Annotated in this window: 10 protein-coding genes and 1 riboswitch; of the genes, 7 read left to right on the top strand and 3 right to left on the bottom strand. The window is 73.3% G+C overall.

What is annotated here, in order from left to right:
• From QM572_RS05570 to QM572_RS05560, 3 genes are all read left to right on the top strand, one after another.
• The coding region (locus QM572_RS05570) for a hypothetical protein (RefSeq protein WP_415090910.1) at window positions 1-348 on the top strand (348 nt) is incomplete at its 5' end.
• Entirely contained in the window at window positions 345-1055 is a 711-nt protein-coding gene (locus QM572_RS05565; protein ID WP_415090908.1) for a glycosyltransferase family 2 protein, read from the top strand. The genes QM572_RS05570 and QM572_RS05565, both read left to right, overlap by 4 nt.
• A gap of 60 nt (window positions 1056-1115) precedes the next feature.
• On the top strand, window positions 1116-1925 hold the full coding sequence (locus QM572_RS05560; protein WP_415090906.1) for a DoxX family protein: 810 nt from the start codon (window positions 1116-1118) through the stop codon (window positions 1923-1925).
• A 7-nt stretch (window positions 1926-1932) separates the two neighbouring features.
• Here the strand turns inward: QM572_RS05560 and QM572_RS05555 are convergent, their stop codons facing one another.
• A complete protein-coding gene (locus QM572_RS05555; protein ID WP_415090904.1) occupies window positions 1933-2334 on the bottom strand; it encodes a DUF4234 domain-containing protein in 402 nt (133 codons plus the stop codon).
• A 58-nt stretch (window positions 2335-2392) separates the two neighbouring features.
• Window positions 2393-2537, top strand: a riboswitch (cobalamin riboswitch).
• 35 nt (window positions 2538-2572) lie between these two features.
• Between QM572_RS05555 and cobN the strand changes: the two genes are divergently transcribed.
• The 4 genes from cobN to QM572_RS05535 all read left to right on the top strand — a co-directional run bounded on the left by cobN (window position 2573) and on the right by QM572_RS05535 (window position 9245).
• The gene (gene cobN / locus QM572_RS05550; RefSeq protein WP_415090902.1) at window positions 2573-6214 is read left to right on the top strand and encodes a cobaltochelatase subunit CobN; all 3642 of its coding nucleotides are present in this window, start codon (window positions 2573-2575) and stop codon (window positions 6212-6214) included.
• A gap of 7 nt (window positions 6215-6221) precedes the next feature.
• On the top strand, window positions 6222-6929 hold the full coding sequence (gene cobF, locus QM572_RS05545; RefSeq protein ID WP_415090900.1) for a precorrin-6A synthase (deacetylating): 708 nt from the start codon (window positions 6222-6224) through the stop codon (window positions 6927-6929).
• A 97-nt stretch (window positions 6930-7026) separates the two neighbouring features.
• Window positions 7027-8490: a cobyric acid synthase gene (locus QM572_RS05540; RefSeq protein ID WP_415090898.1), complete on the top strand. Its 1464-nt coding sequence runs from the start codon at window positions 7027-7029 to the stop codon at window positions 8488-8490.
• Complete coding sequence (locus QM572_RS05535) at window positions 8487-9245, top strand: cobalt-precorrin-6A reductase (RefSeq protein WP_415090896.1); 759 nt, start codon at window positions 8487-8489, stop codon at window positions 9243-9245. The genes QM572_RS05540 and QM572_RS05535 overlap by 4 nt, the downstream gene beginning before the upstream one ends.
• Before the next feature lie 185 nt (window positions 9246-9430).
• Here the strand turns inward: QM572_RS05535 and QM572_RS05530 are convergent, their stop codons facing one another.
• Entirely contained in the window at window positions 9431-11839 is a 2409-nt protein-coding gene (locus tag QM572_RS05530) for an FdhF/YdeP family oxidoreductase (protein ID WP_415090894.1), read from the bottom strand.
• A 134-nt stretch (window positions 11840-11973) separates the two neighbouring features.
• Window positions 11974-12546: hypothetical protein (locus QM572_RS05525; RefSeq protein WP_415090892.1), on the bottom strand; the 573-nt coding region annotated here is incomplete at its 5' end.

The raw sequence follows: 12546 nt of genomic DNA, 5'->3' as shown, positions 1-12546 counted from the left end.
GCCGGCGTGCCCGGCGCCGCCGGCGTGGAGGTGCGGCGGCTCGACGTCGCCGACGCCTGGCCCGAGGGCCGCTTCGACCTGATCGCGCTCTCCGAGGTCGGCTACTTCCTCAGCCCGCGCGCGCTCGACGCGCTGGTCGAGCACGCCCGGGACGCCCTGACTCCCGACGGCGTCGTGCTGCTGTGCCACTGGCGTCACCCGATCGCGGGCTGGCCCCTGGACGGGCCCGCGGTGCACGAGCGGATCGAGCGGGCCGGGCTGCGCCCCGTCCAGGCCCGGCACCTCGAGCGGGACTTCGAGGTGCTCGTGCTCGCCGGGGACGGCGCGTGGCCGTCGGCGGACCGGTGAGCGCGCCGAGGAGCGGACCGGAGGCGGTCGGGGTCGTCGTACCCGCTCACGACGAGGCCGCGGACATCGGCCGCTGCCTGGACGCGATCGCCACGGCGGCCGAGCGGCTGCGGGAGGAGTGCGGGATCGCGGCGACGGTGACGGTCGTGGCGGACACGTGCTCCGACGACACCGTGGCGATAGCGCGCGGCCGGGGCGCCGACGTCGTCACGGTGACCGACCGGTGCGTGGGCCGGGCGCGTGCGGCCGGCGCCGCCCGCGTTCTCGCGGCGGTCGAGGAGCCGGCGCGTGCCTGGCTCGCGATGACCGACGCGGACTCGGCCGTGTCCCCGGACTGGCTGCTCGCGCAGGTCGTCGCCGCGGCGGCCGGTGCGGAGCTGTGGCTCGGGCGCGTACGTCCGGACCCGGCGACGCTGCCCGCCGGGCTGCTCCGGGAGTGGACCCGCCTCCACCGGCGGCAGGCACGCCGGGGCCTGCCGCGCGTCTACGGCGCCAGCCTGGGCGTGGCCGGGGACCTCTACCTGCGCGCCGGCGGGATGCCACCACTGCCCGAGCACGAGGACGTGGCGTTCGTCCGGCAGGCGGTCGCCGCCGGCGCCATCTGGGTCGCGGGGACCGCCTGGGTGGAGACCTCCGGACGATGCGAGGGTCGCACGCCCGGCGGCTTCGCCGGCTACCTCCGCGCCCTGGCGGCCCAGATCTCCTAGGCGCCCCCGAGTCGCACGCCGGGAGGTGTGGCAGGCGGCCGAGATGGGTACGTCGAGGATATGAGCATCAGCCGCCGCGTCGCCCGCCCCCTGCTGTCCTCGATCTTCTTCGTCGGATCGGTGGGCACCCTGAAGAATCCCGCCGGCCCGGCCGAGGTCGCGAGGCCCCTGACCGACCCGCTGCTGGAGCGCCTGCACCAGGCGGGCGTGCCGGCAAGCGTGGACGGGGCACTCCTGGTCCGGATCAACGCCGGCGTCCAGGTGGCCGGCGGCGTCGCGCTCGTCACCGGCCGGTTCCCGCGGCTGGGGGCTGCGGTGCTCGCCGCCTCCCTGGTGCCGACGACCCTCGCCGGTCACGCGTTCTGGAAGGAGAGCGACCCGGACAGGCGCCGGACGCAGCAGCTCCAGTTCGCCAAGAACCTCTCCATCCTGGGCGGGCTGGTGATCGCCTCGCTCGACACCGACGGCAAGCCGGGCAAGGCGTGGCTCGCGAAGGCGACCGCGCAGGAGCTGGTGCGCCGTGCCGAGCGCGCGGCAGCGACCGCACGGCTCGAAGCCAAGATCGCGCAGCTCGAGGCCGCCGGCGCCGGCGACACGCTGGCCGAGACCCTGACGACGGCGGCCTCCACGCTCTCGGCCCGCAGCCACAGCGCGGCCGAGCAGATCGGCGAGACCTTGAGCGCCGTCGGTCACGCCGTCGCCGAGCAGGTCTCCAACGCCGACCTCAAGACGCGCGGCCAGGCCGTCGCCGATACCGTGGCGGAGAAGGTCGCGGCCGCGGACCTGCCCAGCCGTGGCAAGCATGTCGCCGACACGGTGGCCGACAAGGTGAGCAGCGCGGCGTCCGCCGCCAAGCAGCTCACCGCATGATCGACGCTCAGGCGGCGCCGAGGGAGCGCCAGTAGTCGTTGAGCGCGCCGTTGGTCTTGACGAACCACACGATCAGGCCGATGAAGCAGGCCCACCCGAGCAGGAGCGCCCACAGGCCGGTGAGCGCGGTGACCGGAGGCTGCTGGCCCCGTCGGGCATAGAGGTTGCCGACCTCGTTGGAGACGAGGAAGGGAGACACGAAGCCCGCGAAGATCGCAATCACCAGCGCGATCCCGCCGCCGAGGCCGTCGCCGCTGTGGCGCTTCATCTCCTCGTGGGTGACGAAGTACCAGTAGAGCGTGTAGAAGCCGAGCGTGACGATCGTGAGCGCGATGCAGACGCCGGTGCTGCGCACCGTGCCGACGGGGCCGAGGACGGGAGCGGGCCGGTAGCCGAGGGAGTCGGTCATGATCCGCAGCCTAGGGGCGATTCCGTACGCCGGCAGCCGACCGCCCGACGTCGCCGGCGGCGTGTCGCGTAGGCTCGGCTCCGCTCGTGGCGCAGGAACCCGGTGCGAGTCCGGGGCGGTTCCGCCACTGTGATCTCCCCTCCCGGCACCGTCGATCCGGCGAGGGGGACAGCCAGACACTGGCCGCGGGTGAATCCGACCGATCGACGGGGCGAGAACCCCGGAGGAGGAGCGCGGCATGCGCATCGCCCTGCTGTCCACGTCCGACACCGACCTGCTCTCCGCGCGCGCGAGCGGGTCCGACTACGCCTGGGCCAACCCGAGCCGCTCGAGCGACGAGGAGCTGGCCGGGCTGGCGAGCGGGGCGGCGCTGGTCGTCGTACGGCTGCTGGGGTCGGCGCACGACCTGTGGCCGGGCCTGGCGGCGGTGCGGGAGGCGGGGACGCCGCTGGTCGTGCTCGGTGGCGAGCAGCAGCCGAGCGCGGAGCTGATGGAGCTGTCGACGGTGCCGATCGGCGTCGCGGCGCAGGCGCATCGCTATCTCGCGGAGGGCGGCCCGGCCAATCTCACCCAGTTGCACGCCTTCCTCTCCGACACCGTGCTACTGACCGGCGAGGGGTTCGAGGAGCCGGTGGCGATCCCGGCCTGGGGCTTCTCGCGGGACAGGAACCCGGATGCCGAGGAGCGCGAGCCCGGGTCCGGCGACGCGCGAGCCTGGCGGTCGCGGGTCGGCATCCTGTTCTACCGCGCGCACGAGGCGAGCGGGAACACCGACTTCGCGCACGCGCTGGCCGACGCCGTCGACGAGACCGGCGAGGCGGTCGGCGTGCCGATCTTCGCGGGGTCGCTCCGCTCGGCGCCCGACGACCTCTACGCGGCCCTCGGCACGCTCGACGCGCTCGTCGTCACGGTGCTGGCCGCCGGCGGGTCCGTCCCGGCGTCGGCGAGCGCGGGCGGCGACGACGAGAGCTGGGACGTGGAGCGGATGGCCGCGCTCGACATCCCGGTGCTCCAGGGGCTCTGCCTGACCGGCAGCCGGGCCGACTGGGAGGCCTCCGACGACGGCGTCACGCCCCTGGACTACGCCACCCAGATCGCGATCCCGGAGTTCGACGGCCGGATCAGCGCCGGGCCGTTCTCGTTCAAGGAGCTCGACCACCAGGGCCTCCCCCACTACGTCGCCGACCCGGAGCGCGCGACCCGCGTGGCACGGCTGGCCGTCAACCACGCCCGGCTGCGGCACACCCCCAACGCCGACAAGCGGATCGCACTCGTGCTGTCGGCGTACCCCACGAAGCACGCCCGCATCGGCAACGCCGTCGGCCTCGACACCCCGGTCTCGGCGATCCGCCTCCTGCGCCGGCTGCGGGACGAGGGGTACGACGTCGGGTCCGGCGAGGTCGCGGCGCTGCTCGACCACGACGGCACCCCGGAGGCCGAGACCGCGGCCGGCGACGCGCTCATCCACGCGCTCATCGCCACCGGCGGGCAGGACGAGGAGTGGCTCACCTCCGCGCACCTCACCGACGCCCACGTTCGCGTCACGAAGAGCCAGTACGACGCGTGGACCGCCGACCTCCCCACGGACCTCCTCGACGCGATGACCGAGGCCTGGGGCGAGGCCCCCGGGTCGCTCTTCGTGAACGACGCCGGCGAGCTCGTGCTCGCGACCCTCCGCGCCGGCAACGTCGTCCTCCTCATCCAGCCGCCGCGGGGCTTCGGGGAGAATCCCGTGGCGATCTACCACGACCCCGACCTGCCGATCACGCACCACTACCTCGCCGCCTACCGCTGGCTCGAGCACGGCTTCGGGGCCGACGCCGTCGTCCACCTCGGCAAGCACGGCTCGCTGGAGTGGCTGCCGGGCAAGAACGCCGCGCTGTCGGCCGCGTGCGGCCCCGACGCGGCGATCGGCTCCCTCCCGCTGATCTACCCCTTCCTCGTCAACGACCCCGGCGAGGGCGCGCAGGCCAAGCGCCGCGCGCACGCGACGATCGTCGACCACCTCGTCCCGCCGATGGCGCGCGCGGAGTCCTACGGCGACATCGCCCGGCTGGAGGGGCTGCTCGAGGAGTACGACAAGATCTCCGCGATGGACCCGGCCAAGCTGCCGGCGATCCGCGGCGAGATCTGGCAGCTCATGCACGCCGCCGAGCTGCACCGCGACCTCGGGCTCGGGGACAGAGGCCCGGACGACCGCCCTGACGATGGTGAGTTCGACGACTTCCTGCTCCACGTCGACGGCTGGCTCTGCGAGATCAAGGACGCCCAGATCCGCGACGGCCTGCACATCCTCGGGAGCGCGCCCACCGGCGAGGCTCGGGTGAACCTCGTGCTCTCGATCCTGCGTGCGAGCCAGGTGTGGGGCGGGGTCGGCAACGCCGTGCCCGGCCTCCGGTCGGCCCTCGGCCTGACCGAGGGCGCCGGCGCCGTGGAGGTCGACGCCGTCGAGGCCCAGGCTCGGGGCCTCGTCGAGGCCATGGAGAAGGCCGGCTGGGACGCCGCGGTCCTCGACGCCCTGCACGACGACGAGGACGTACGCCGGGTGCTGGCCTTCGCCGCCGACCAGGTGGTGCCGCGGCTGGCGCGGACGACCGACGAGCTCGACGCCGTCCTGCACGCGCTGGACGGCGGCTTCGTCCCCGCCGGCCCCTCGGGGTCGCCGCTGCGCGGCCTCGTCAACGTGCTGCCGACCGGCCGGAACTTCTACACCGTCGACCCGCGCGCGGTGCCCTCCCGGCTGGCGTGGGAGACCGGCCAGGCTATGGCCGACTCGCTGGTCCGGAAGTACCTCGACGAGACCGGCACGTATCCCGAGAGCGTCGGGCTGTCGGTGTGGGGCACCTCGGCGATGCGCACGTCGGGCGACGACGTCGCCGAGGTGCTCGCGCTGCTCGGCGTACGCCCGGAGTGGGACGAGGCGTCGCGGCGGGTGAGCCGCCTGACCGTCGTCGACCTCGAGGAGCTCGGACGGCCGCGGATCGACGTCACCGTCCGCATCTCGGGGTTCTTCCGCGACGCTTTTCCCCACGTCGTGGCGATGCTCGACGACGCGATCCGCATGGTCGCCGAGCTCGACGAGCCGGACGAGCGCAACTTCGTCCGCGCGAGCTACCGGGCCGACCTGGCCGCGCACGGCGACGAGCGCCGCGCGACGACGCGGATCTTCGGCTCGAAGCCGGGCTCCTACGGCGCCGGCATCCTGCAGGTCATCGAGTCCGGCACCTGGCGCTCCGACGAGGATCTCGCCGAGGTCTACACCGCGTGGGGCGGCTTCGCCTACGGCCGGGACCTCGACGGCGTACCGGCCGCCGACGACATGCGGGCCAACTACCGCCGGATCAAGGTCGCCGCGAAGAACGTCGACTCCGCCGAGCACGACATCGCCGACTCCGACGACTACTTCCAGTACCACGGCGGCATGGTCGCGACCGTGCGCGCGCTCACGGGCGCGGACCCGAAGGCGTACGTCGGCGACTCGACCTCGCCGGACGCGATCCACACCCGCACGCTGGCCGAGGAGACCGCCCGGGTCTTCCGTGCCCGCGTGGTGAACCCGCGCTGGATCGCGGCGATGCAGCGCCACGGCTACAAGGGCGCCTTCGAGCTGGCGGCGACGGTCGACTACCTCTTCGGCTTCGACGCGACCGCGGGCGTGGTGCACGACTGGATGTACGAGCGCCTGGCCACGGAATACGTGTTGGACGAGACCAACCAGTCCTTCCTGCGCCGCTCGAACCCGTGGGCGCTGCGCGGCATCGTCGAGCGGCTGCACGAGGCGGCGGAGCGGGGCCTGTGGGCGTCGCCGGATGCGGAGGTCATGGCTGCGATGCAGCAGGTCTACCTCGAGGTCGAGGGCGACCTGGAGGACCGCGAGTGAGCTCGCGATGAGGGTCCGGATCCTCGGCATCGGGATGGGGCCGCAGCACGTGACGCCGGAGGTGGCCGAGGCGCTGCGCGGCTGCGACTACGTCGTGGCGGCGTCGAAGTCCGCGGACGACGGCCTGCTCGCGATCCGGCGGGCGATCTGCGAGGCGTACGACGTCGAGCTGGTGCCGGTGCCCGATCCGGAGCGCGACCGCGCGGACCCTGCCGACTACCCCGGCACCGTCCGGGCCTGGCACGACGCCCGCGTCGTGGCCTATCGGGCGGTGATCGAGGAGCGCGGTGGCACCGCCGGGTTCCTCGTCTGGGGCGACCCGTCGCTCTACGACTCGACCATCCGGATCGTGTCGCAGCTCGGCGTGGAGTTCGACGTGCTGCCGGGGATCGCCGCGCCGCAGCTCCTGGCCGCCGCGCACCGGGTCGTCCTGCACGGCGTCGGCCGGCCGGTGGTCGTGACCACCGAGCGCCGACTGCCCGAGGCGGTGGCGGCCGGCGCCGAGAACGTGGTCGTGATGCTCACCAGCGGCTTCGACCCGGCCGGAGTCGAGGACTGGCAGGTCTGGTGGGGCGCCAACCTCGGCACCTCCTCGGCGCGTCTCGTCAGCGGCCGCGCGGGCGACGTCGCCGAGACGATCCGCGAGATGCGCGCCGAGGCCAAGGCCGAGGCCGGCTGGGTGATGGACCTCTACCTCCTGAGGCGAGTCCCTTGAGTCCCAGGGGTCACGCGGGTCAGGCACGTGGGGAACTTCTCGGGCGGTGTGGTGGCCGAGAAGTTCCCGAGTCACCGGTTAACCGGGGACTCCTCCCGTGAGCGGCCTCCTGGTCGCCGGCACCACCTCGGACGCCGGGAAGTCGGTCGTCACGACCGGGCTGTGTCGCGCCTTCGCCCGCCGGGGCGTCAGCGTGGCGCCGTACAAGGCGCAGAACATGTCCAACAACTCGATGGTCTGCGCCGGCCGGGACGGGGTGGCGGCGGAGATCGGGCGGGCGCAGTGGGTGCAGGCGCTCGCCGCCGGCGTCGCGCCCGAGCCCGCGATGAACCCCGTGCTGCTCAAGCCCGGCAGCGACCGGCGCAGTCACGTCGTCCTCCTGGGGCAGCCCGCCGGCGAGGTCTCCTCCTCGGACTGGGAGGCCGGGCGCCGGCATCTCGCGGAGGCGGCGCACGCGGCGTACGACGACCTCGCCTCCCGCTTCGACGTCATCGTCGCCGAGGGCGCGGGGAGCCCGGCGGAGATCAACCTGCGCGCGGGCGACTACGTGAACATGGGGCTGGCGCAGCACGCGTCGCTGCCGACGATCGTGGTCGGCGACATCGATCGCGGCGGGGTGTTCGCGGCGATGTACGGCACGCTGGCACTGCTCTCGCCGGAGGACCAGGAGCTGATCGCGGGGTTCGTGGTCAACAAGTTCCGCGGTGACGCGTCGCTGCTCGCCCCCGGCCTGCGGCAGCTCGAGGAGCTCACCGAGCGCCGTGTCTTCGGGGTGCTGCCGTGGGACCCGACGCTGTGGCTGGACTCCGAGGACGCGCTGGACCTGGAGGGCCGCCGGGGCGGGTCCGCGGCGCGGAAGGTCGCCGTCGTCCGGCTCCCCCGGATCTCGAACTTCACCGACGTGGACGCGCTCGGGATCGAGCCGGAGCTCGACGTGGTCTTCGTCTCCGATCCGCGCGACCTCGGGGACGCGGACCTGGTGGTGCTCCCCGGGACGCGCGCGACCATCAGCGACCTGGCGTGGCTGCGCTCGCGAGGCCTCGACGTCGCGATCGCCGAGCACGCCCGGCGCGGCAAGCCCGTGCTCGGCATCTGCGGGGGCTGCCAGATGCTCGGCCGGTCGATCTCCGATCCCGAGGGTGTCGAGGGTCCGGCCGGATCGGTGGTCGAGGGCCTGGGCCTGCTCGAGCACACCACGACGTTCGACCCGGTGAAGACCCTCGTGCTGCACGAGCCCGCCGGGTACGAGATCCACCACGGCCGCGTCACCGGCGAGACCGCGCGCGCCACCGTGACGGCGACGATGGTGCACGGATCGCTGGAGGACGACGCGACCCGGGCGCGCTACCTCGCCGAGGCTCTCGGGGTCACCTCGCGCGCCTCGTTCCCCGCCGCCCGGCAGCGGCGGATCGACCTGATCGCCGACCTGGTCGAGGAGCACCTCGACGTCGACGCCCTGCTGCGCCTCGCCCAGGACGGAGCCCCCATTCGGCGGGCGGGGAGCCCCCATTCGGCGCGCGGGGAGGCCCCACTTGGCGGGGTGGGGGCGGTGAGCGGGTGAGGATCCTCCTGCTGGGCGGGACGTCGGAGGCGCGGGGGCTTGCCGCCCTGCTCGTCGATGCCGGCGTGGACGTGACGTCCTCGCTCGCGGGGCGGGTCGCGGAGCCGCGGCTGCCCGTCGGGCCGGTCCGGATCGGGGGGTTCGGCGGCGTCGAGGGGCTGCGGCGGGCCCTGCGCGGCGCGAGCGAGGAGCCGGGCTACGACGTGGTCGTCGACGCGACGCACCCGTTCGCACTCGGCATGAGCGCCAACGCGGCCGCCGCGTGCGGCGTCGAGCAGGTGCCGCTGCTGCGGCTGGAGCGTCCCGGGTGGGAGCCCGAGCCGGCGTGGCACTACGCCGACACGCACGAGGCGGCCGCGGACCTGGCGGCCGCGCTGGGCCTCCGGCCGTTCCTGACGGTCGGACGCCAGGAGCTCGCCCGCTTCGTCCCGGCACTCGGCGACCGCGCCGTGCTGGCCCGGGTCGTGGACGTCCCCGACCTCGAGCTGCCGCCGCCGTGGGAGCTCGTCACCAGCCGCGGTCCCTACACCCTCGACGGCGAGCTCCGGCTCATGCGCCGCCACGGCAGCGACGTCGTCGTGACCAAGGACTCCGGTGGCACCTTCACGCGGCCGAAGCTGGAGGCCGCCGCCGTCCTCGGAGCCGCCGTCGTCGTCGTACGCCGTCCGGCCCCCGCTCCAGGCATCCCCACCGTCCACGCCGTGGCCGAGGCGATCGCCTGGATCGAGAATCTCGGCCGAGCTCGGCAGCCCTGAGTCGACACCCGTGTCCGCGCGGCGGATCGCGGCCGACAGATTCAACGACCGTTTCCCGCCCGAGGCGCGTCAGCCGTGCCGGAAACGTCTGTTCACCCGCGGCCGGCGACGCCTCCCCGATGGAAGCACCTGGCGCCGGACGGCGCGAGCGTGCGGCACGGCGACGAGGTGGCGGCGCCCCGCGTTCAGCTCCGGGCGATCGTCACCCGGATGTTCTTCATCAGCGGCTGGTCGCTCTGGGTGGAGTAGTCCGCCCAGCCGATGAGCACGTTCATCTCCGGCATGTAGCCCGCCGCCGAGCCGGCCGGGATGTCGTACCCGATCGCGCGGTAGTTGCGCAGCTCGCGCGTGGTGCCGTCCTTCGAGGTCGACCTCAGCGTCACGAGATCGCCCTCAGCCAGTCCCCGGCGCGCCATGTCCTCGCGGTTCATGAAGACCAGCGTGCGCAGGTTCTTCACGCCTCGGTAGCGGTCGTTGTCGGAGTAGATCGTCGTGTTCCACTGGTCGTGGGAGCGCATCGTCTGCAGGATCAGCTCGTCCGGGCTCGCGGGCACGACGTCGGGCAGTGCGGCGAGGGAGAACTCGGCCCTCTCCGACGGGGTGAGGAAGACCAGCTCGCGGGCCGGCTGCGCGATCCGGAAGCCGCGGCCCCTCAGCCGCTCGTTGAAGTAGTCGAATCCGGCGAGCGCCTTCGCCATCGTGTCGCGGATGCGGGAGTAGTCCTCGACGTACCACTCCCAGGGCGTCGGGGAGTCGGGCAGGGTGGCCCGTGCCATGCCGGCGAGGATCGCGGGCTCGGAGAGCAGGTGCTTCGACGCCGGCTTCTTCATGCCGTGCGAGATGTGGACCATGCTCATCGCGTCCTCGACCGTCTGACCCTGCAGGCCGCCCTTCTGCTCGTCCTTCTCGGTGCGTCCGAGGCAGGGAAGGATCAGCGCCCTCCTGCCGTGGACGAGGTGGCTGCGGTTGAGCTTGGTGCTGACCTGCACGGTCAGCTCGGTGTTCCGCAGGCCGGCGGTGGTGTAGACGGTGTCCGGCGCGGCGAGCACGAAGTTGCCGCCCAGGCTGACGAAGACCTTCACGTCGCCGTCGTTCATGCCCTTGATCGTGCCGACGGTGTCGAGACCGTGCTCGCGCGGCGAGACGATGCCGGTGGCGGCGTCCAGTCGGGACAGGAAGTCCTCGGTCGGGCGGTGGTCGATGCCGCAGGTGCGGTTGCCCTGGACGTTGGAGTGCCCGCGCACCGGCGACGGGCCGGCGCCCTCGCGGCCGAGGTTGCCGCGCATGAGGAGGAGGTTGACGATCTCGCGCGCGGTGTCGACGCCGTGCTCGTGCTGGGTGACGCCGAGGCACCAGCTGATGATCGCGCTGCCCGCCTCCCAGTAGATCTTCGCGCTCGCGCGGATCTCCTTCTCGGTGAGACCCGACTGACGCTCCAGCTCCGGCCACGGCGTCTGCTCGACGAGTGCGCGGTAGGCGTCGAAGTCGTGGGTGTGGCGGGCGATGAACTCCTCGTCGATCAGCTCGGGCCGGCTCGTCGCCTCCTCGAGCAGCGCCTTCGCCATGCCGCGGATGTAGGCCAGGTCCCCGCCCGGGCGCACCTGGAGGTCGAGGGTGGAGGTGCCGGTCTTCGTGAAGGTCGCCATGTCGGCGAAGTCGTGCGGCACGATGGTCGAGCGCGAGGCGGCCTCGACGAGCGGGTTGACGTGCACGATCTGGGCGCCTCGCTTGTGGGCGTCGGCGAGCGCGGTGAGCATCCGCGGGGCGTTGGAGGCCGCGTTGACCCCGAGGATGAAGAGCGCGTCGGCCTTCTCCCAGTCCTCCAGGTCGCAGGTGCCCTTGCCGGTGCCGAGCGACTTCTTCAGCGCGCGCCCGGACGCCTCGTGGCACATGTTGGAGCAGTCGGGCAGGTTGTTCGTGCCGTACTCCCGCACCCAGAGCTGGTAGAGGAAGGTGGCCTCGTTGCTCAGGCGGCCAGAGGTGTAGAACGCCGCCTGGTGCGGGCTGTCGAGGCCGCGAAGCGTGTCGCCGACGAGCGCGAAGGCGTCCTGCCAGGAGATCGGCTCGTACGTATCGGTCGCGGGGTTGTACGACATCGGCTCGGTGAGCCGGCCCTCGTTCTCCAGCGCGAAGTCCGTCCACGACTCCAGCTCGGTGACCGTGTGCCGGGCGAAGAACTCGGAGGTGGTGCGCTTGCGCGTCATCTCCCAGGTGACGTGCTTGATGCCGTTCTCGCACAGGTCGAGGCGCAGCCCGTGCTGGTCGTCGGGCCACGCGCAGCCGGGGCAGTCGAAGCCGTTGTGTGCCGGCTGGTTCATCTTGAGCATCGCGAACGAGCCGCGGAACGGCTGGCGCTCGCGGACGAGGACCTGGCTGACGGACACCGCGGCCCCCCAGCCCGCGGCGGGGTGGTGGTAGTCCTGCTGCGACCACGGCTTGTCGTCGCCCTTGCCGTAGCCGAACTGGCCCTGCTCGCCGCGGGTGTTGACCGGCGGCTCCGGCGGGACGGTGCTCCGCTCGACCGGGTGGGGCTCGATGCTCTCCCGTGCCTGGTGGGTGGGATCCGGGTCGATCCGGTCGCGCTCCTGGGTCATCGCCTCGTCCTCCCGCTCGATGCGGCCGCACGGTGCCGCTACCTGAACGGTACGCACGCTTGCGGCGACCATCAACGACCATCGGCGAACATCGTCGACGACCCGTTGCCGGCGCGGCGCGCCGACGACCGCCGTCAGCGGCCCCGCGGGTGCGGCCGTCTGGGGAAGGCCGCCCAGGCGGCGAGGCCCACGACCAGCGCCACGAGGCCGACGAGGAGCCAGAGCGTCACCCCCTGGGCGCTCGCGGGAGGCTCCCAGACCACCCGGCCGGTGATCTGCGCGTCGGCCCCGCCGACCGTGACCGGGATCGCCCAGGTCGCGACCTCGTGCCGGTGCCGCGGGTCGTCCAGCACCGCCTGCGGCAGCGTCGCGCCCTCCCAGATGACGCGATCGTCGTGCCACGGGTGCCATCCGGAGCCGCCCGGGATGGTGAACGCCGCGGCGTCCGGCGAGGCCGAGACGACGACCTCGACGGCGGCGCGCACGGTGATCGTCGAGCCGTCGGAGTTCACCTGTGCCTCGAGTCCCTCCGGCACGGAGGTGATCTCCGAGCGCAGGCTCTGCGAGACGTTCGTGCCCGAGTGGGCCGAGGCGGGCGTCGCGGCCGCCACCACCGTCCCCAGGACCAGCCCGAGGAGCAGGGTGACGGCCGCGAGCCGGGCTGCGCCGTTGCGCAGGGTCACGCCGTCGCGGCCGCCGGCACGGCG

Source organism: Nocardioides sp., assembly GCF_047607365.1.
Classification (GTDB): domain Bacteria; phylum Actinomycetota; class Actinomycetes; order Propionibacteriales; family Nocardioidaceae; genus Nocardioides.
This window is presented reverse-complemented; position numbering and strand designations above follow the sequence as displayed.